At 63.9% G+C, this 17,880-nt stretch carries 17 protein-coding genes; 5 read left to right on the top strand and 12 right to left on the bottom strand.

The annotated features are described in order from the left end of the window. Positions 1-196: 196 nt before the first annotated feature. The 9 genes from ACTJK6_RS12210 to ACTJK6_RS12250 form a co-directional block, all read right to left on the bottom strand. Complete coding sequence (locus ACTJK6_RS12210; RefSeq protein WP_440839145.1) at positions 197-2,041, bottom strand: methyl-accepting chemotaxis protein; 1,845 nt, start codon at positions 2,039-2,041, stop codon at positions 197-199. Between the two features lie 123 nt (positions 2,042-2,164). Beyond that, entirely contained in the window at positions 2,165-2,656 is a 492-nt protein-coding gene (locus tag ACTJK6_RS12215; RefSeq protein ID WP_232039940.1) for a chemotaxis protein CheW, read from the bottom strand. Between the two features lie 79 nt (positions 2,657-2,735). Further along, positions 2,736-4,913, bottom strand: coding sequence for a chemotaxis protein CheA (gene cheA / locus ACTJK6_RS12220; protein ID WP_440839146.1), 2,178 nt, complete (start codon positions 4,911-4,913; stop codon positions 2,736-2,738). Positions 4,914-4,931: 18 nt separating this feature from the next. Beyond that, positions 4,932-5,345, bottom strand: a complete 414-nt coding sequence (locus tag ACTJK6_RS12225; RefSeq protein WP_024978410.1) for a response regulator — start codon at positions 5,343-5,345, stop codon at positions 4,932-4,934. Between the two features lie 25 nt (positions 5,346-5,370). Continuing rightward, positions 5,371-6,318, bottom strand: a complete 948-nt coding sequence (gene motB / locus ACTJK6_RS12230) for a flagellar motor protein MotB (protein WP_232039942.1) — start codon at positions 6,316-6,318, stop codon at positions 5,371-5,373. A gap of 79 nt (positions 6,319-6,397) precedes the next feature. Continuing rightward, the gene (gene motA, locus ACTJK6_RS12235) at positions 6,398-7,258 is read right to left on the bottom strand and encodes a flagellar motor stator protein MotA (RefSeq protein ID WP_004627779.1); all 861 of its coding nucleotides are present in this window, start codon (positions 7,256-7,258) and stop codon (positions 6,398-6,400) included. 518 nt (positions 7,259-7,776) lie between these two features. After that, positions 7,777-8,337 (bottom strand): flagellar transcriptional regulator FlhC, encoded by a 561-nt coding sequence (gene flhC / locus ACTJK6_RS12240; protein ID WP_027679319.1) that lies wholly within the window; start codon positions 8,335-8,337, stop codon positions 7,777-7,779. Between the two features lie 77 nt (positions 8,338-8,414). After that, positions 8,415-8,732 (bottom strand): flagellar transcriptional regulator FlhD, encoded by a 318-nt coding sequence (gene flhD / locus ACTJK6_RS12245; RefSeq protein WP_004627783.1) that lies wholly within the window; start codon positions 8,730-8,732, stop codon positions 8,415-8,417. A gap of 649 nt (positions 8,733-9,381) precedes the next feature. Continuing rightward, positions 9,382-9,816, bottom strand: coding sequence for a hypothetical protein (locus ACTJK6_RS12250; RefSeq protein WP_440839147.1), 435 nt, complete (start codon positions 9,814-9,816; stop codon positions 9,382-9,384). Here ACTJK6_RS12250 and ACTJK6_RS12255 point away from each other — a divergent pair. Next, positions 9,806-10,471: a FlxA-like family protein gene (locus ACTJK6_RS12255; RefSeq protein WP_322017799.1), complete on the top strand. Its 666-nt coding sequence runs from the start codon at positions 9,806-9,808 to the stop codon at positions 10,469-10,471. The two genes, ACTJK6_RS12250 and ACTJK6_RS12255, sit on opposite strands and share 11 nt — an antisense overlap. A 153-nt stretch (positions 10,472-10,624) precedes the next feature. Beyond that, positions 10,625-12,238 carry a hypothetical protein gene (locus tag ACTJK6_RS12260; RefSeq protein WP_440839148.1) on the top strand — a complete coding sequence of 538 codons (1,614 nt, stop codon included), beginning with the start codon at positions 10,625-10,627 and terminating at the stop codon, positions 12,236-12,238. Between the two features lie 9 nt (positions 12,239-12,247). On the opposite strand, the gene ACTJK6_RS12265 is transcribed toward ACTJK6_RS12260, so the two are convergent. Further along, positions 12,248-12,955, bottom strand: coding sequence for a GNAT family N-acetyltransferase (locus ACTJK6_RS12265; protein ID WP_440839149.1), 708 nt, complete (start codon positions 12,953-12,955; stop codon positions 12,248-12,250). Positions 12,956-13,244: 289 nt separating this feature from the next. Here ACTJK6_RS12265 and ACTJK6_RS12270 point away from each other — a divergent pair, with 289 nt between their 5' ends. Then, positions 13,245-13,928, top strand: a complete 684-nt coding sequence (locus ACTJK6_RS12270; protein WP_440839150.1) for a hypothetical protein — start codon at positions 13,245-13,247, stop codon at positions 13,926-13,928. 411 nt (positions 13,929-14,339) lie between these two features. Here ACTJK6_RS12270 and ACTJK6_RS12275 read toward each other — a convergent pair whose 3' ends face one another. Together ACTJK6_RS12275 and ACTJK6_RS12280 are read right to left on the bottom strand one after the other, a co-directional pair. Beyond that, positions 14,340-14,894, bottom strand: a complete 555-nt coding sequence (locus ACTJK6_RS12275; protein ID WP_232039947.1) for an NADPH-dependent FMN reductase — start codon at positions 14,892-14,894, stop codon at positions 14,340-14,342. 43 nt (positions 14,895-14,937) lie between these two features. Next, the gene (locus tag ACTJK6_RS12280; protein ID WP_260801399.1) at positions 14,938-16,155 is read right to left on the bottom strand and encodes a cation:proton antiporter domain-containing protein; all 1,218 of its coding nucleotides are present in this window, start codon (positions 16,153-16,155) and stop codon (positions 14,938-14,940) included. Positions 16,156-16,408: 253 nt separating this feature from the next. Here ACTJK6_RS12280 and ACTJK6_RS12285 point away from each other — a divergent pair, with 253 nt between their 5' ends. Next, entirely contained in the window at positions 16,409-17,170 is a 762-nt protein-coding gene (locus ACTJK6_RS12285; RefSeq protein ID WP_440839151.1) for a CoA transferase subunit A, read from the top strand. Positions 17,171-17,199: 29 nt separating this feature from the next. After that, positions 17,200-17,874 carry a CoA-transferase subunit beta gene (locus ACTJK6_RS12290; RefSeq protein WP_260801397.1) on the top strand — a complete coding sequence of 225 codons (675 nt, stop codon included), beginning with the start codon at positions 17,200-17,202 and terminating at the stop codon, positions 17,872-17,874. Positions 17,875-17,880: the final 6 nt, after the last annotated feature.

The following is a 17,880-nucleotide window of genomic DNA, read 5'->3' on the forward strand; positions in this document are numbered from 1 at the left end:
CCCCCTAACCGCTATCGGCCTGTGGGGGACGGCTCTTTAGAACCGCCGTGGGGTCATGCCACTTCAGTGGGGGGTCACCCCGGTTTCAGCAGGCACTAGCCCAGGCAAAAAAAAACCTGCCCCGGAGGGCAGGCTGCACACCACAAACACACACGAGAGAGCTTTCGCGAGCAGCGAAGATCCCGTGCATACATGGTCAAAAGGTTTCCCAGTCGCTATCGTCGCCGCCTGCGGCAACGAGCTTGGGTACGGGCAACTTGGGCGCTGACGCAGCCGCTTTGCTCACGGCAGCGGCGGCGGTGCGCTCGCGTTGTTGTTCTTTGGCGCTGGCCGGCGCTGCAGTTGCAGCCACGGCCTGCGCGATGGGTTCAGCGGTATTGCGTGCCACAGCCTTCGGCTTGGCTGCGCGGCGCGGCGCGGCCTTGGCTTTTGGCGCCGGCTTGGCAGCCGCGCGGGCGGCCAAGGGCACGGCGGGGACCGCCTTTGCCTGCGTGCCGGACTGCGTCCGGAACGCCGCCACAGCCTGGCGCAGACCGCTGGCCTGTTCCTGCAGCGACATCGCGGCGGCGGCGGCTTGCTCCACCAGCGCGGCGTTCTGCTGCGTGCCTTCGTCCATTTGCGTGACAGCCTGGTTGATCTGCTCGATGCCGGCGCTTTGTTCGTCCGATGCGGAGCTGATCTCGCCCATGATGTCGGTCACGCGTTTCACGGCAACGACCACTTCGTCGATGACGCTGCCCGCTTCGGCCACCAGCGTGGTGCCGTTTTCAACGCGGCCAACCGAATCGCTGATCAGCTCCTTGATTTCCTTGGCTGCCGTGGCCGAGCGCTGCGCCAGGCTGCGCACCTCACCGGCCACCACCGCAAAGCCCCTGCCCTGCTCGCCTGCGCGTGCGGCTTCCACCGCCGCATTCAGCGCCAGGATGTTCGTCTGGAAGGCAATGCCTTCAATTACGCCGATGATGTCGGCAATCTTCTTGCTGCTGTCGTTGATGCCGGCCATGGTGTCCACCACGCGGCCCACCACTTCGCCGCCCTTGACGGCAATATCCGAGGCGTTGCCCGCCAGCGTGCTGGCCTGGCGCGCGTTGTCGGCGTTCTGCCGCACGATGCTCGTCAGCTCTTCCATGCTCGACGCGGTTTCTTCCAGCGCCGAAGCCTGCTGCTCGGTCCGCTGCGACAGATCGGCATTCCCGGCGGCAATCTGCTGCGTGGCACTGGCAATCGAGTCGGAGCCGGAGCGCACCTGCCCCACCATCTTCTGCAGGCTTTCCTGCATGCGTTGAAGCGCCTGCAGCAGGCGGCCGGTCTCATCGGCACGGTCCACATGAATGGTGTGCGTGAGGTCACCCTGCGTGATGTGCTCGGCCTGTTCAATGGCGCGCATCAGCGGCAGCGTGATCGAACGGCGCAGCGCCCACGTCAGCAGCCCGCCCACCAGAATGCCGCCCAACAGCAGGCCGGTGGTAAGAGTGCTCAGCGCGTGGTGCTCGGCCTGGCTGGCTTCGTAGCTGGCTTTGGCCGCGTCCATCTGCAGGCGGTTGAGCGCCGTGACCTTGTCGCCAAGCGGACGGTACAGCGCGGGCATGACGTCCATGACGGTCTTGTTGATGCGCGCTTCGTCATGCGTCTGCACGGCTTGCATCAACACCTGTGCGCCGTCACGCACGAAGACGTCGCGCAAGCCCTGAGCCTCGTCGGCCAGCTTGCGTTCCTCCGCCGTGGTGGGCAGCGCGCGGTAGCGCTTCCAGGCGGCGTCGGACTTGTCGAGGAACATCTTGGCGCGCTCGACCGTTTTTTCCGTGCCGGGCGCATTGGGCGCCATGGCTGCACGATCGAGCACGATGCGGAAGCTCAGGAGGTTGGAGTCGGATTCGGCCAATGCCACGGTGCCCGCCAGCTGCACGGCATAGCCGTCCTGCACGCGGGTGTTGGCGTGACGCATGCCGGTCAGGCCCGTCACGCCCACGATGACGGCGAGCACACCAATGCCCGCCATCATCAGCCCCAAGCGGAGCCGGATGGTCATTTTGCTGAACATGCTTCCCTCCCCTAACGGCGCCGCACCTGTTGTTACGGTGTCTTGTCGCCCGCCGGGCCCCTTCGGCCCGGCCTCAATCGCTGTGGGCACGGACGCCGCGCCCCAGCCGGATTCATGTCGCGATCAGGCGGCTTCCGCTTCGTCGCACAGTGCCATGTCGGCCGACATCAGCAGGCGCTCGATGTCCACCAGGATCAGCATGCGCTCGTCGATCGAACCCAGGCCACGGATGTATTCCGTGTCCAGCGCGCCCGAGAACTCCGGCGCCGGCTTGATCTGCTGGCTTTGCAGCGTCAGCACGTCCGACACACCATCCACAACGATGCCGACCACGCGGTCCATCAGGTTCAGGATGATGACGACGGTGTACTGGTTGTACTCGACGCGCTCGAGCTGGAACTTGATGCGCAGATCAACGATCGGCACGATGATGCCGCGCAGGTTGATCACACCCTTGATGAAATCGGGCGCATTGGCAATGCGCGTGACGGTCTCGTAGCCGCGGATTTCCTGCACCTTCAGGATGTCGATGCCGTATTCCTCGCGGCCCAGCGTGAAGGCCAGGTACTCCTCCCCGCCGGTGTCTTCGCCGACCACGTGTTTCTTGACTTCCATTGCGGCTCCCCTCGGCCCCGTCGGGCCACTAGATTGAATTCGTTGTGGTGGTGGATCCCACCCTGCCAGGCGTGAACGCTTATGCCGCGGCCATCGCCTCGGTCGAGAAACGACCGCCCTGTGCTTCGCCCACCTCGTGCTTTTCGGCACTAACGGCACGCATCGCGTTTTCTGAATGGCCCGCGCGGGTCTCGCGCATCAGCGCCGACACGTCGACGATCAGCGCAACGCTGCCATCGCCCAGGATGGTCGCGCCCGAGATGCCCGGCACGCGGCGGTAGTTCGTCTCCAGGTTCTTGACCACCACCTGTTGCTGGCCGACCAGCTCGTCGACCTGCAGCGCGATCTTCTTGCCTTCCGAATCCAGGATCACGACGATGCCTTCCGACGGATCGGGCAGCGACGGCGTGATGCGGAAGCGTTCGTACATCGGCACCAGCGTCAGGTATTCGTTGCGCACCTTGAGCAGGCGACCGCCGCCCGGCACAGCCTTGATGTCTTCCGGACGCGGTTGCAGCGATTCGGCCACGCACGACAGCGGGAGGATGAACACTTCTTCACCGGTCTTGACCGACATGCCGTCCAGGATCGCCAGCGTGAGCGGCAGCACGATGCGGATCGTCGTGCCCTTGCCCTTCTGCGACTGGATCTCGACGTAGCCGCCCATCGACTGGATGTTCTGCTTGACCACGTCCATGCCCACGCCGCGGCCGGACACGTCCGTCACCTGGTCGGCGGTGGAGAAGCCCGGCGCGAAGATGAGCTGGTTGATCTCGTCGTCGGTCATGTTGTCCGACACGGGCAGGCCGCGCTCGCGCGCCTTCTTGAGGATCTTGTCGCGGTTCAGGCCCTGGCCGTCGTCGCTCACCTCGATAACGATGTTGCCGCCCTGGTGGGCAGCGGAAAGCAGCAGCTGGCCAGTGGCGTCCTTGCCGGCGGCCACGCGGGCCTCGGGCAGTTCGATGCCGTGGTCCAGGCTGTTGCGCACCAGGTGCGTGAGCGGATCGATGATCCGTTCGATCAGGCCCTTGTCCAGTTCGGTTGATTTGCCGAACGTCGACAGCTCGACCTGCTTACCCAGCTTGTGTGCCAGGTCGCGCACCAGGCGCGGGAAGCGGTTGAACACGTAATCCATCGGCATCATGCGGATGGACATGGCGGCCTCTTGCAGGTCGCGTGCATTGCGCGTGAGCTGCGACAAGCCGGCAAACAGGCGCTCGTTGAGCACCGGGTCGAAGGCCTGCGCGGTTTGTGCCAGCATGGCCTGCGTAATGACGAGTTCGCCCACCAGGTTGATGAGCTGGTCGACCTTTTCCACGCCGACGCGAATCGACGTTTCCGCAGCCACGGCGGGCTTGTGATCGGCAGCGGCCGGGCGGGTCGGCGCGGGGGCGGCGGCAGCGGCAACGGCCTGCGCCGGCGCAGCTTCGTTGGCGGCCGGGGCGTGCACTTCCGTCTGCGCGGCGGCGGGCGTCGGTGCAGCAACAACCGGCACAGCGGCTTCGGCCACCGCCGGCGCCGCACCACCAGCGTGCGGCGTGATGACAATCTGGTCGGCATCGATGATGAAACAGCTCACCGCGATGATGTCGTCAGCCGTGCAGGTCGTCTGCAGCACGATGTCGCTGTTGCGGCCGGTGCGCGCGTGGCGCAACACGGTGCCCAGATGCTTGAGTTCGGTGACGATCAGCTCGCAGTCTTCGTTCGAGACATTGATGAGCTTGATGTCCAGGCCGCCGTCAATGTCGCCCACGGCGTCGGCCGCAGGCGCTTCAGCCACCATCGGCTCGGGTTCCGGTGCAGCCACCGGTTCGGGCGTCGCCACCACGGGCGCCGCAGCCGCCGGCGCGGCGGCAACAGGGGCGCCTTCCTCGGCGGTCAGGCTGTTGAGCTTGGCCACCATGTATTCGAGCGTGGCCGTATCGATTGGGTGCTCTTGCCGGTAGGCATCAAGTTGGCTTTTCAACACGTCTTTCGTTTCCAGGAAAGCATCCACCATGTTTTCGCGCAGCTGCAGGGTACCGGTGCGAGCGCGGTCCAGAATCGACTCCGCCACATGCGTGAGTTCCGTCATGTGCGTGAAACCGAAGGTTGCAGCACCACCCTTGATGGAGTGCGCGCAGCGGAAGATGGCGTTCAGATCATCAGAAGAAGGGTTGGCGACATCGAGGTTGAGCAGCAGCCGCTCCATGTCGACGAGCAGCTCTTCCGCCTCTTCGAAGAAGGCGCCGAAAAACTGGCTAAGGTCGAGGTTCATATCTGTCGTCTCGGTCGTTTAATGCGTCGAAGCAGACCCGTGGGTCTGCGCGTGCCATTCGAGCAACTGCATCACCGAATCGGTCAGCCCATCCGGGTCGAACGGCTTGGGCAGAAAGCCCGTCGCGCCTGCAGCGCGTGCCTGATCGCGGATGGTGCTGTCAGCCTCGGTGGTCAGCATGAGGATCGGGGTGTCGGCGTAGGCCGGCAGTGTGCGCAGCGCGCGAATGAGGGTCAGGCCGTCCATCGACGGCATCACCTGGTCGGTGATCACAAGGTGGTGGCTGCCCTGGGCGAGCGTGCGTGCGGCTTCCAGCGCGGCGGTGCCGTCGCCGGCTTCCGTCACGACAAAGCCGCACTCGCGCAGGCACGTGGCAATCATGCGGCGGATCGACGTGGAATCGTCCACCACCAGGATGTGTTTCTCGCTCATCGACTGTTTCTCCCCTCGGCGCTCTTTATGGCTTGGCCGCGCTCACTGCATCGGCCACACCCGTGGCACGTGCGGCAGCATCGGTCAGCGTGTCTTTGCCGTCATTGCGCAGGTCGGCCACCGGCTCGACCCCACCCGAGCGCACGGCTTCAGCGGCGCGTGCGTTGAGCACGACGATGCTGATGCGGCGGTTGATCGGGTTGTAGATGTTCGTCTTGTCCAGCGGCACCGATGCCTCCAGGCCCACCACGCGGCTGACCTTCTCGGGCTTCATGCCGCCGGCCACCAGTTCGCGTCGCGATGCGTTGGCGCGGTCGGCCGACAGTTCCCAGTTGCTGTAGCCGTGCTGCGTGGCGTATTGCGTCGCGTCGGTGTGGCCCGACAGGCTGATCGGATTGGGCACGTCGTTCAGCGCCGAGCCCAGCTCACGCAGGATCGTGCGCATGTACGGCTGCACCTCGGCGCTGGCGTTGGCGAACATCGGACGGTTCTGCTGATCCACGATCTGGATGCGCAGGCCTTCGGTGGTCATGTCGATCAGCAACTGGTGCTTGAACTGGCTCATCACCGGGTTCGTCTCGACCATCTCGGCAATCTTCTGCTTGAGCTTGTTCAGCGCCGCATCGTCCGACTCATCGCGGATGTTGCGCTGGCGCTGCACCGTCGGGCTCGGGCTCGGGTTCGGCTGCGGCACGTTCTGCTTGAGGGACGGGCTGCCCTGCAGGATGCTGGACTGGTCGCCAGAACCGGCGCCACCAAAGAGCGCCACCTTCAGCGGCGTGCGGAAATAGGTTTCGACCGACGACAGCTCGGCCTTGGTCACCGAGCTGAGCAGCCACATCAAGAGGAAGAACGCCATCATGGCGGTCACGAAGTCGGCGTAGGCGATCTTCCACGCGCCACCGTGGTGGCCGTGTCCGCCTTTCTTGTTGCGCCGAATGACAATGAAGGTCGGCGTGCTGGACTTGCTCATGGTCCGTTCCCGTCGGTGTGTGCTGCGTCGTTAATGGCACGGCTCGGTGGCCATGCTCTGTCTCATATAGGGTTCAGCGCTACGCTGTCTTGGCGCCGCGCACGTGGTCTTCCAGTTCTGCAAAGGATGGGCGCTCGGTCGAGAACAGCACCTTGCGGCCGAATTCCACGGCAATGGCCGGGGCGTAGCCGTTCATGCTGGCCAGCAGCGTCACCTTGATGCACTGGAACAACTTGGTCGATTCTTCGGCGCGCTGCTCCAGCAGCGAACCCAGCGGCCCGATGAAGCCGTACGCCAGCAAGATCCCGAGGAACGTGCCGACCAGCGCGGATGCGATCAGCTTGCCCAGCTCTGCCGGCGGCAGGCCGACCGAGCCCATGGTGTGCACCACGCCCATCACGGCGGCCACGATGCCGAAGGCCGGCATAGCGTCGCCCACCTTGGTGATGATGCGGGCCGGTTGTTCGGCTTCGTGGTGGTGGGTGTCGATTTCCTGATCCATCAGCGCTTCGATCTGGAACGGATTCAGGTTGCCGCCCACCATGAGGCGCAGGTAATCGCAGATGAAATCCAGCGCGTGGTGATCTGCCTGGATGGCGGGGTAATTGGCGAACAGCGTGCTTTCGTGCGGGGCTTCGATGTCGGCTTCGATCGACATCATCCCTTCGCGGCGGATCTTGGACAGCACCACGTACAGCAGCGCCATCACTTCCATATAGAGGGCCTTGGTGTACTTCGAACCCTTGAACAGGCCCGGCAGCGCTTTGACGGTGGCGTTGATGGCCTTCTTGTCGTTACCGACCACGAAGGCGCCAATGCCGGCGCCGAAGATGATCAGCAGTTCGGTCGGCTGGAACAAGGGCCCGAGGTGTCCTCCGGCCAGCATGTAGCCGCCGAACACCGACGCGAGAATCACGATGTAACCGATGGCAACTAACACGGGGCGAACTCCTGAATGGGCGATCCTTCGATCAATACAAGAGGGAATAACGGCATCCCCCCGGTTAACTGAAGGCTTGAGCGCCGGGTTTTGCTGCTGCGCGGTGCTCGAAAAACCTGCCGCCGCGCCCTTCTTCACCAAGAACGGCAACAAAACGGGCGGCTTGAGCACCACCTGGCCCAAAGAGCGCTTCCCGGTAGGCCGATCCAAAGAAAAAGGGACGGAAATCGCTTTCCGTCCCCACTTTTTCGTCCGTTTTCTGCGCCCAGCGGCAAAAAAAATGCCGGTCCGCAGTTTCCCGCGACCGGCCTACCCCCTTCCCCTTTTGTCCTGCCTGAGCCCCTGTGCTTTTCCTGCTCTGTGTTCCTTGCTCTTTTGTTCTTTGTATTGTTATCTGCCGATCTTGCCGGCTATTCCCGTATTTCCCGTACCGCTACCCTATTTCCCGTCCGCCCTTTTTTGACCATCCCCCGGCGGTTCTACAAGTCCCGTATTCCCGTGTTCCTGCAATGCCGTTATCAGGCGTCGATCGTCTTTTCCGCGATCGCATCAACCGGAGCAGCGACGCGCTTTTTCTTTCCTGCACGTGACGGCGGCTGGCATACACCGCACACGAAATCATGGTGCAGGTCATCTGCGTGGGCCACGAAATGGCCGGTGCAGCGCTTGCACTTCACGGTGTGCAGCATCTTCCCCTCGAAGAACTTCAGCATCATCCACGCACGGGTGATCGAAAGCACCTCTTCCTGTTCGTGGACGTGAATATGTTCCTGGTACAGCTTGTAGGCCGAGATCAGGCGGCGCACACCCGTGCTGCGGCTGTTTTCACCCAGAAAACGATAGATGTTCAGGAAGATCGACGAATGGATGTTCGGCGACCACGTCAGGAACCAGTCTGCCGAGAAGGGCAGCATGCCCTTGGGCGGCGATTCCCCACGGATTTCCTTGTACAGCTTGACCAGACGCTCACGGCTGAGCGTGGTTTCCTGTTCCAGCAGTTGCAGGCGCGCACCGAGCGAAATCAATTCCGCTGCGAGGTGGATCTGCTGAACTTCGTTCATGACGCTGGTGTGACGCATGGCACTGCTCCCGCTTTCGCTTGCTACTCATCCAAAGTGCAATCTCTGAACCCGGCGAAAAGACCGCCGCAAATGGCTCAGCTGATCTGCTCAACCGCCTGACGTGCCAGCAGGATCGACATTTGCGATTGCTGCAGACCCTTGTCACGGTGCGGCTGGGTCACCAGACCCAGGATGGCGTGATCGTCGAAGCGGAAGCGGCACAGCATCATGTTCGTGCTGGCCAGCTTGACGATCTGCGCGGGCGACATCGTCAGCAGGATGTCAGCCAATTCTTCAGAGATGCCGAGGCGAAACAGTGCGGCATCGCGATCCTTGGCCAGCATCTGCTGAGCAAGCATCAAGTAGGTGAGATTCAGTTCGCTGATCTCGGAAACAATGTCTTGCGTGTCCATGTATGTCCCGTCGTGTGCAGTAAAAGTACAACTTGCATCCGATCTCGCATGGTGATGTCCGGTGGCGCTATTTTTTTGCGCCTACCCTCGCCGGGCTGTTCACCAATCCCCACAGATCGGATGTTCCTGCAGTCGGCGCCGTTGCCGGCACTTCCTGCTCCTTCTTACTCACGTCGCTAAAGACATGGCGAAGTTGTTTTCTGTTGAACACATTGTGGGTTTACGTCCGGGCTAAGTAAAGAAGGGGGGACCCCTACGTCAGGGGGGTGAGGTAGTCCGTTATCTTGTAGGCAATTTTCCTACAAATCTGTTAATAAACGTTGCAAATGAAGCCTTTGCCGACGCAACGGCCCTGAGTAGACGATGCGCTAAAGCGGGCGTTTGACACGTATTTACCCCAATGAACGGCGAAAGATAGCAATTAAATTGCCTAAAGTTGTCAGAAATCGACAAAGAAGGCGTCGCACTTCTGCGACTGTGAGCATCGGATGCCGGGTTAACCGCTTGTAGGACACTTCTGACCCACTCCTACACGCCGTGTAGGACAGTTCCGACCTGTTTTTGGCTGGTTTTGTAGGAACGTTCCTACAGTCAAATGGCGATTTTGTAGGACACCTCCTACCTGTTTGTTTTACTAAAAAAGACACGTCTACTTAAAAAATACAAAAACCGGCCGTGCCACAGGGTTGCCCGACCTGGAAAGGAAGGGGGCGCCACTTCTTTTGATGCGGAGCAGCAAAAAGTGCTGCATGGCCGTCTGCAGACCGAAAAAATGCGGGAATTTTGACGATTGGACGGCCACCCTCTTTGTAGGACAGCTGTAGGACAACGTGAGCTGCGGCAACAGCTCACGTGTGCCGTCAATCGTGATGCGGCGCGGTCCAGCGGTTCGCCATCCGGCGAGACAACGGGCGTTGTCGCCCGTCATGGCAACGAACAGCGCGGATTCGTCTGGCGTCAGCACCAAACCGTTCGGGCTCGGGCCTTTGGCGAGCTGGCAATCGAGCCGGCCATCCGTGCACAGGCGATACACACGGCCGGTCTGGTCATGCAGGCCGGTCTGGCCTTGGTCGGTGAAATACACATCGCCGTTGCGGGCGACGATCAGATCGTTGGGGCCTGTGTTCTTTCTGGAGAAATCACGTTCTCATACGCAGAACATTGAAGATTTTCGAGAATTGTTCGCACGAACGCTAAAGTTTTCCGCCGGCCTTCCGATGAAGGGCGTACTGATCAGCGAGACGGCCATGCAACTTTCTTCCCCTTCCGTATCTACTGCGACCGCCGGCGCATCGGGCAGCGGGAGCAGTTCGGCCGGCGACATCGAGCGCCTGCAGCGCCAGCTCAAGAACCTGCAGAAGTCGATGCAGGATCTGCCCGGGCAGAATCTGCCGCCGGATCAGGCCCGCGAGCAGGCACAGTTGCTCAGCCAGCAGATTCAGATCGTGCAGGCGCAAATCGCCCGCCTTCAGGCGCAGAACGGCCTGGAGCAGGCGCAAACCCGGTTGGAAAACCGACACAACGCATCGAAAAGCGCTTCTGGCACAGGCAATACCGACGCAGCGGCCAAGGCCCGCACGACGGACAAGGTGACCGCCTCGTCCACGGCGAGCGATGCCCGCCTGCATACCCGCGAAGCAACGCAGGCTCAGTCCGAGCAGTCAGCGCAGTCAGCGCACCCCGCCAGCGCAGAGGCCATCACGCCGGCCAAGCCACCGCTGGTTTCCGTCAGGGCCTGAAGGCGGCAACGCGGCGACCTGTCCTTGATGGCGCCAGTTGCCGATGCCTGACCACCTCCTTTTCCACCCCCTCCCATCGGGGGGACGCCAGCTTGCGGTGCCGACAGCGACAATCGCCGCGCCGCCATCCTGTGTGCGGCATCGAGAACACGCATGACCTCCGCCGCCAGCGACGCCCTGCCCCCAACCGCCCCCGCCGATCCGCATCCGGAACGCACGCCCTCGCGCAATTTCTTTGCACGCCACTGGCGCGGTGATTACAACCTCGCCCGCTCGTATTGGTTGCACACCGCGCTGATGCAATTTGGCGTGGTGGCGCTCAGCGCCGGCGTCACGCATGCGCTGGCGCATAACGCACCGGCGCGCGCGGCATCTTCGGCGTTGCTCGTGATTTACGTGATGGGGCTGGCGCTGTGGATCTGGGCGGTAGTCGGCACCTGGCGTTCGGCCGATCGAGAACAGGCGCGCAACCGGCGTGCCGGCATGTCGAACCTGTGGCCCTTGATCGCCAAGGTGATGATCGTGCTTGGCGCCGTGGGCACCAGCTCGCGCCTCATCAACGATGGGCCGCGGCTGAGCGCGCATCTGCGCACCGCGTTGGGTGAGCAGGCGGCATCGCCCTTTACGGTGACACCGCAACGCGACGGGCGCGCCGTCCTCTTCAACGGCGGCATGAACGACGGCGCCGCCGATGCACTGGAAGCCGCGCTGCGCAAGGCGCCGAACGCCGTGGCCGTCGTGCTGCGCTCCGAAGGCGGCTGGCTGCGCGAAGGGACGCTGGTGGCGGACGTCATCCGCCGGCACCATCTGCGCACGTATGTTGAACGCACCTGTGCCTCGGCGTGCACGATCGCCTTCCTGGCAGGCGTTGACCGCGCTGCGGCACCGGGCGCACGCATCGGCTTCCACCGCCCGCGCGCGGTAGGCGCCGATCACGACCAGACCCCCGGCGCCACCGACAGCGAACTCTGGCGCGCGTATTCAGACGCGGGCCTGCCCGACGCCTTCGTGCGCCGCGTGCAGGACACGCCGTTCGACCAGATGTGGTTTCCCACCGCGCAGGAACTGCTGGCCGACCACGTCGTCACCCGCCCGTCGCCCGGGGGCGAATACGCGACCATGGCCACGCAGTTGAATACCCGCGAAGCCCTGGCCGCTGAACTGCGCAGCGCGCCGTTGTATGCAACGCTGGAGCGCAAATACCCGGCACACTTCAGCCGCCTGATCGATACGCTGTGGCCAGAACTGCGGCGCAACGTTACCGATGCGCAGGTGGTGGCACTGCTGCGCGAGCAGACGGGCAAGCTGTACCGCGCGCTGATTCCGACCGCGCCCAACGCCCTGCTCTTTGCCAACGCAGAACTCACGCTTGAACAGGCCCAGGCCCTGCAGCGTATGAGCCCCGAAGCCTGCGTGGCTTATCTCGAAGGCACCTCCGGGGCAAGCGCTGCTGCCGCTCGATTGCCGCGCGCGCTCGTCACCCGCGAGCAGGCCTTGTTCTCAGACCTGATGCAGGCCGCCGACCCGGACCACGCGCCCGTTGTGACGCGCGCACAAACCCTGCCGGTGCTGCAACTGGCCGTGGCCGCGCTTCCCCTCAATGAACAACGCGTGCTGACCGTCCCGGCGCTGCGCCACTCCGCACCACCGGCCGAACGCTGCCAGGCGCTGATCGGTTTTTCGCGCTCCATCCTGGCCCTGCCCGAAACCGAACGTGCGCTGGCACTGCGCGGCATGTTTGCCGATACGTCAGCGCCCGATTCGTAGCAAGACGCATCAGGCCGGACGCAATGCAGCCAGTGACGCCCGCTGGCGCCCTTCTTCGTCAAAGTTCCCCGGTGACAGCCATTGCTCGAAAGCGGCCCGCACCTGCGGCCAATCCGCATCGATGATGGAGAACCACGCGGTATCGCGGCTGCGGCCCTTGTAGACCACCGCTTGGCGGAAGATGCCCTCGAACTGAAAGCCCAGCCGCTGCGCGGTCTGCCGCGACGGCGCGTTCAGGCTGTCGCATTTCCACTCATAGCGCCGGTAGCCGAGGTCTTCAAAGACGTGCTTCATCAGCAGGAACTGCGCTTCGGTCGATGCCGGCGTGCGTTGCAGCAACGGCGAAAACGTAACCGCCCCCACCTCCACCACGCCATGATCGGGCGTGATGCGCATCAGCGCCAGCGTGCCGACCGGACGATCGGTGCGCGCGTCGATCACCGCGTATTGCAGCGGATCGCGCTTGGCCGCAATGCGCTCGATATAGGCGCGGTGCGCTGCCGTATCGGCAAACGGGCCTTCCACCATGTACGTCCAGACGCGGTCGTCCTGCGCTTGGCTGAACGCCTCGAACAACGCGTCGGCATGGCGGGCAGCGTCAAGCGGCTCAAGCCGACAGTAGCGGCCGGCGAGCGGCGTGTGTGGCGGCAGCGGGCGGGCCGTCCAGTCGGGCAGCGGCGCGCCAATGGGTTGCTGATAAGCGTTGAGGGTGGTCATGCGTCGAATCTGGATCGAGAACAACAAGAAGCCTTCACCCTACCGAACGTCCTGGCTCCATGGAAAGAGCCATGGAATCGCATTGTGATGGAGCCACACCAACAACCCCACGCCCGGATTAATCCGTTCGATGCCCCGCCACACGCCGATAGCGCGGGTGCGTACAAATCGATATGTTGACGGCGGGGGAAGACGGCGCCACACATAGGCGCGGGCATAGCCATTGCTGTGCAGGGGTATGCACGCGCCCTCGGAATCGTCCGTCATCTTTTCTGCCAGGAGCCCGCGAGTGGCGCTGTTCATTGCAGAGTGGTACCGCCGCTGGAGCCGAGGCGCCCGATACGCATGCGCGGCCGCATGGCTTGCCCTGGCCGGCATGGCACCTTGGTGCCCGACCCTGGCGGCGCCCCGCTTTGCCTACCCAGTCACGCAACGCATTGACGCGGGCGCGAGCGTCGCCCTGCCCCGCACGTGGGGCCCATTGCGGCTGAACACAGAAACGCCCATTCCTTCCGTTGCGGCGACCATCAACTCGCCATTCGGCCCATCGCGGCTGGTGTTTGCGCAGCAGACCGTAGCGCCGGAGAGCTTCGCGCTGGTGACGGTGCGTAAGTCCGATTTCGACAAAGGCACGCCGGATTATCTGGAAACCCTGCGCCCGCGCGATCTGGCGATCCTGCTCAACCACATGGAATCGCGCGTGCATGGCGATCGCCCGGCCTGGGCTGCACGCCTCGTGCGCGGCAAGGCGCCGTCGCAGCAGGTGCTGGCAGGGCGCCGGTTGATCTACTGGGAGGGCGAATGGAGCACCTCCACGGCACGGACGGTCGTGGTGCGCGGGTATGCGTTCTTTGGCAACGGTGCGGTCTACTTGCTCCGAATATTCGGCACCGCGGGGCACGACAACGCTGCCGAGTTTGCCGAAGAGGCACGTTTTGCCGATTTGGTGGCTGCGACCTTCCGGACGAAATAGCCGCCGAGCTTTCGCCGTAATTGTTGCAACGCAACAACAAGTGTAGCGCGCGTGACGCCCCTGGCTCCTAAGCGCAGGCCCGTCCACGCAAGGGCTGAAATCTGTTGTTACTCTTGGAACAGTCTGTTCACCCGACGCCGTATTGTTCTTCCGCATTGCAACACCTACACTTCGTGACAGTTGTTCAGACATCGATTGCCTGAACAAGCAATGCAAGTGTTGTAAGGAGAACAATGATGAAATGGTTGGATATTGGCGCCGTCATGGCCGCCTGGATTGCGAGCTGCGTGGCAGCAGGCTGGCTCATCAGCGCCGCCGCTTTCCTGGCTTAACGCCCCTGCCCTAAAGGCAAAACGGCCGAGCGGGAACCCCTTCCCCGCCCGGCCCTGAACACCCCGGTTGATCGATTCGTCAGGCTGGCTTCTGACCGGCCCACTCAACGAATCGGTCGACAAACCCCTGCAAGAACTGGCGCGTCCGCGCATCCGTCACCCCGCCCTGGGCATCAAAGGGCTCTCCCGCAAAGTGGAAGAACACCTCCGGCAACGGCAAGACCTTCACGCCGACCGCCGCGAGCACATTGCGCAATTGCGCCTGTGACAGCGCCGTCCCGATGGCGCCCGGCGAAGCGCCCGCAATGCCCGCCGGCTTGCCGCCCCACACGCTCTGGCCGTACGGCCGAGAACCCCAGTCAATCGCATTCTTCAGCACGCCCGGCATGCCGCGGTTGTATTCCGGCGTGACGAACAGCACGGAATCCACGCCCGCCACCGCTGCCTTGAAGCGCTGCACGGGCTCGGGCAGGCTGGCATCCAGATCCTGGTTGTAGAGCGGCAGCTCGCCAATCTCGATGAACTGCGCCGTCGCGCCCGACGGCAGCAAGCCCACCAGCGCCTGCGCCAGCTGGCGGTTGAACGACGCCTTGCGCAGGCTGCCGACGATCATGCCGATAGTCAGATTGCTCATGAACACTCCTTCCTTGCAAAACAGTTCGGGCCGGCGCTGACGCTCAATCCGCCGTCGCCGGCTCGGGGGCCACCTCGCGCTTGAGGCGGTTGATCAAGGCAAACATCAGCGGGTTCAGCAGAATCGACAGGATCGCCGCCGACAACAGCAGCCCCCGCGCACGGTCGGGCAGGATTTCCAGGCTGATCCCCAGCCCGATCAGGATGAACGAAAACTCGCCAATCTGCGCGAGGCTGGCGGAAATCGTGAGCGCCGTGCGGTTGCCGTGACCAAACGCGCGTACCACCGCAAAGGCTGCCAACGACTTGCCCACCACCACGATCAGCACCGTGCCGAGCACCGCCCAGGGGTCTTCGATCAGCACGCTCGGGTCGAACAGCATGCCCACCGACACGAAGAACAGCACCGCAAAGGCATCGCGCAGCGGCAGCGATTCTTCCGCCGCGCGCTGGCTGAATTCGGACTCGGCCAGCACCATCCCCGCAAAGAACGCGCCGAGCGCGAACGACACCCCAAACAGCACCGTCGCGCCATAGGCGACGCCCAGCGCGGTGGCCAGCACGCCCAGGCGGAACAGCTCCCGGCTGCCCGTCATGACGATGCGCTCGAGCATCCACGGGATCACGCGGCGGCCCACCACCAGCATCAGCGCGGCAAACGCCACCACCTTCGAGAGCGTGACCGCCAGCACCTTGACGATGTCCCACGTGCTGACCGTTGTGCTGCCGGCGCCGCCCAGCGCGCCGGCCAAGGCCGGCAGCAACACGAGCGTCACCACCATCACGAGGTCTTCCACGATCAGCCAGCCGACGGCGATATGGCCTTCGTGCGAGTTGTCGATGCCGCGATCTTCCAGCGCCTTGAGGAGCACCACCGTGCTCGCTACCGAGAGCGCCAGGCCGAACACCAGGCCCGGCCCCCAATCCCACCCGAGCAGCCACGCCAGACCCATGCCCATGAGCGTGGCCAACGCAATCTGCCCGATCGCCCCCGGAATGGCGATGGCCTTGACCGCCAGCAACTCCTTCATCGAGAAGTGCAGCCCCACGCCGAACATCAGGAGGATTACGCCCAGTTCGGCCAGTTGCGGCGCAAGGCTTTGATCGGCCACGAAACCGGGCGTGAACGGCCCGGCCACCACGCCCGCCATCAGGTAGCCCACCAGCGGCGGCAGCCGCAGGCGCTGGGCGATGGTGCCGAAGATGAAGGCCAGCACGATGCCACCGATGATGGTGGAGATGAGCGGGGTGTCTACGTGCATGCGGTCCTGGAATGGGAATGGCGCGGGTTCAAAGACTGGAGGAGCGGAACAGCAGGGAAAGGGCCGGGCGGCCCTTGTGCGACAACCGCGGCGCGGATTTGTTCTTGGCGCGTCACAACTATAAGGATTGCCCTTTGCGAAACCTTACGAAGCAAATGTCATGCAGAAGACATCGCGCCGAAAACACCGCTCCTACACTGCGCCGCAGACCGCTCCCCCAGGGCGGCCAGGCGCCCCCCCCAGGAGACAACACATGCGCTACGCCAACAAAGTCCTTTCCGTGGACGAGGCCATCGCCCACGTCCGCAACGGCAGCCGCCTGATGCTGGGCGAATTCGTGGGTGCCGGCGAGCCGGCCTGCTGCATCGAGGCGCTGCTCGCCAGCGGCATCGGGCAACTCACGCTGATCACCAACACGCCGGGGCTGCGCGGCGGCTTTCTCAAAGCCCGGTTGTTCAGCTCGGGCCAACTGGCCGAGTTCATCGGCACGCACGTCGGCACGACGGACGAATCGACGCAGGCTTACCTGACCGACTCCGTGCGCGTGGCCGAGTTCTTTCCGATGGGCACCTGGGCTGAGAAAGTGCGCGCGGGTGCGCTGGGCCTGGGCGGCGCGCTGGTGCCGGTGGGCGTGGGCATCCTCGACCAGCCCGGGATGTTTCCCAAGCGCGGTGCGCCCAAGCCGACGATCACCGTCGATGGCACGACGTGCTTCGTGGAGCCGCCCCTGCGCGCCGACGTGTCGATCATCAAGGGTTGGCGCGCCGATACCTTCGGCAACGTGGAGTTTCGCGGCACGGCGCTGCAGAACCAGCGCGACATCGCCATGGCCGGCGACTACACCATCGTCGAGGTGAACGAGATCGTCGAAGTGGGCGCGATTCCGCCCGAGCGCGTCGGCTGCCCGGGCGTATTCGTCAATGCGGTGGTGCAAGGGCTGTCGCTGCAAGACCAGCACGCGCTTTACAGGCACCACTGGACGAAGCTCGGCCGCCTGCCCGCCGCCGAAGCCTGATCGTCGATCGACACCACCAGGAGACCGCCATGCAAGCTCTGCCCGAAACGCCCAAGCAACGCATTGCCGCCCGCTGCGCGCAAGAACTGCGCGCAGGCGAAGTCGTCAACCTGGGCCTGGGTATCCCCACGCTCACGGCCAACTACCTGGACGCCGATGCGGGCGTCATCTTCCATACTGAAAACGGCGCCTTCGGTTTTGGCGGACGCCCGCCGCTGGACGCCATCGACAGCGACTTCACCAACGCCGGGTGCGAGCCCATCACCCTGCTGCCCGGCGCTGCGCTCATGGACCTCGCCACGTCGCTGGGCGCGATGCGCAACGGCTACATCGACGTGACGATCCTCGGCGCGTTGCAGGTGGATGCGCTGGGCAACCTCGCCAACTGGGCGTGCGATCGCAACGGCAAATGGTGGCCCGGCATTGGCGGGGCAATGGACCTTTGCTACGGCACGCGCAAGGTGATTGCCGCGCTGGCACACACCGACAAGCACGGCAACTCCAAGATCCTGCCGCGCTGCACGCTGCCGCTCACAGGCCGGGGCTGCGTGAAAGTCATCGTGACCGAGCACGCTGTCCTTGACGTGACCGACGCCGGGCTGGTGCTGCGTGAAATCCTCTCGCATGCGACACTCGACGACATTCGCGCCATGACGGCAGCGCCCTTTACGCTGGCGCCGCTGCTGCAGATGCGCGCAGCCTGAGGAGAC

The organism is Ralstonia sp. 22086, assembly GCF_052045975.1.
In the GTDB taxonomy this organism is placed as follows: domain Bacteria; phylum Pseudomonadota; class Gammaproteobacteria; order Burkholderiales; family Burkholderiaceae; genus Ralstonia; species Ralstonia wenshanensis.

Bases quoted from the DNA above. Each gene is read 5' to 3' on its own strand.
- ACTJK6_RS12210 (WP_440839145.1), bottom strand. From the start codon at position 2,041: ATGTTCAGCAAAATGACCATCCGGCTCCGCTTGGGGCTGATGATGGCG.
- ACTJK6_RS12215 (WP_232039940.1), bottom strand. From the start codon at position 2,656: ATGGAAGTCAAGAAACACGTGGTCGGCGAAGACACCGGCGGGGAGGAG.
- cheA (WP_440839146.1), bottom strand. From the start codon at position 4,913: ATGAACCTCGACCTTAGCCAGTTTTTCGGCGCCTTCTTCGAAGAGGCG.
- ACTJK6_RS12225 (WP_024978410.1), bottom strand. From the start codon at position 5,345: ATGAGCGAGAAACACATCCTGGTGGTGGACGATTCCACGTCGATCCGC.
- motB (WP_232039942.1), bottom strand. From the start codon at position 6,318: ATGAGCAAGTCCAGCACGCCGACCTTCATTGTCATTCGGCGCAACAAG.
- flhC (WP_027679319.1), bottom strand. From the start codon at position 8,337: ATGCGTCACACCAGCGTCATGAACGAAGTTCAGCAGATCCACCTCGCA.
- flhD (WP_004627783.1), bottom strand. From the start codon at position 8,732: ATGGACACGCAAGACATTGTTTCCGAGATCAGCGAACTGAATCTCACC.
- ACTJK6_RS12260 (WP_440839148.1), top strand. From the start codon at position 10,625: ATGACCTCCGCCGCCAGCGACGCCCTGCCCCCAACCGCCCCCGCCGAT.
- ACTJK6_RS12265 (WP_440839149.1), bottom strand. From the start codon at position 12,955: ATGACCACCCTCAACGCTTATCAGCAACCCATTGGCGCGCCGCTGCCC.
- ACTJK6_RS12275 (WP_232039947.1), bottom strand. From the start codon at position 14,894: ATGAGCAATCTGACTATCGGCATGATCGTCGGCAGCCTGCGCAAGGCG.
- ACTJK6_RS12280 (WP_260801399.1), bottom strand. From the start codon at position 16,155: ATGCACGTAGACACCCCGCTCATCTCCACCATCATCGGTGGCATCGTG.
- ACTJK6_RS12285 (WP_440839151.1), top strand. From the start codon at position 16,409: ATGCGCTACGCCAACAAAGTCCTTTCCGTGGACGAGGCCATCGCCCAC.
- ACTJK6_RS12290 (WP_260801397.1), top strand. From the start codon at position 17,200: ATGCAAGCTCTGCCCGAAACGCCCAAGCAACGCATTGCCGCCCGCTGC.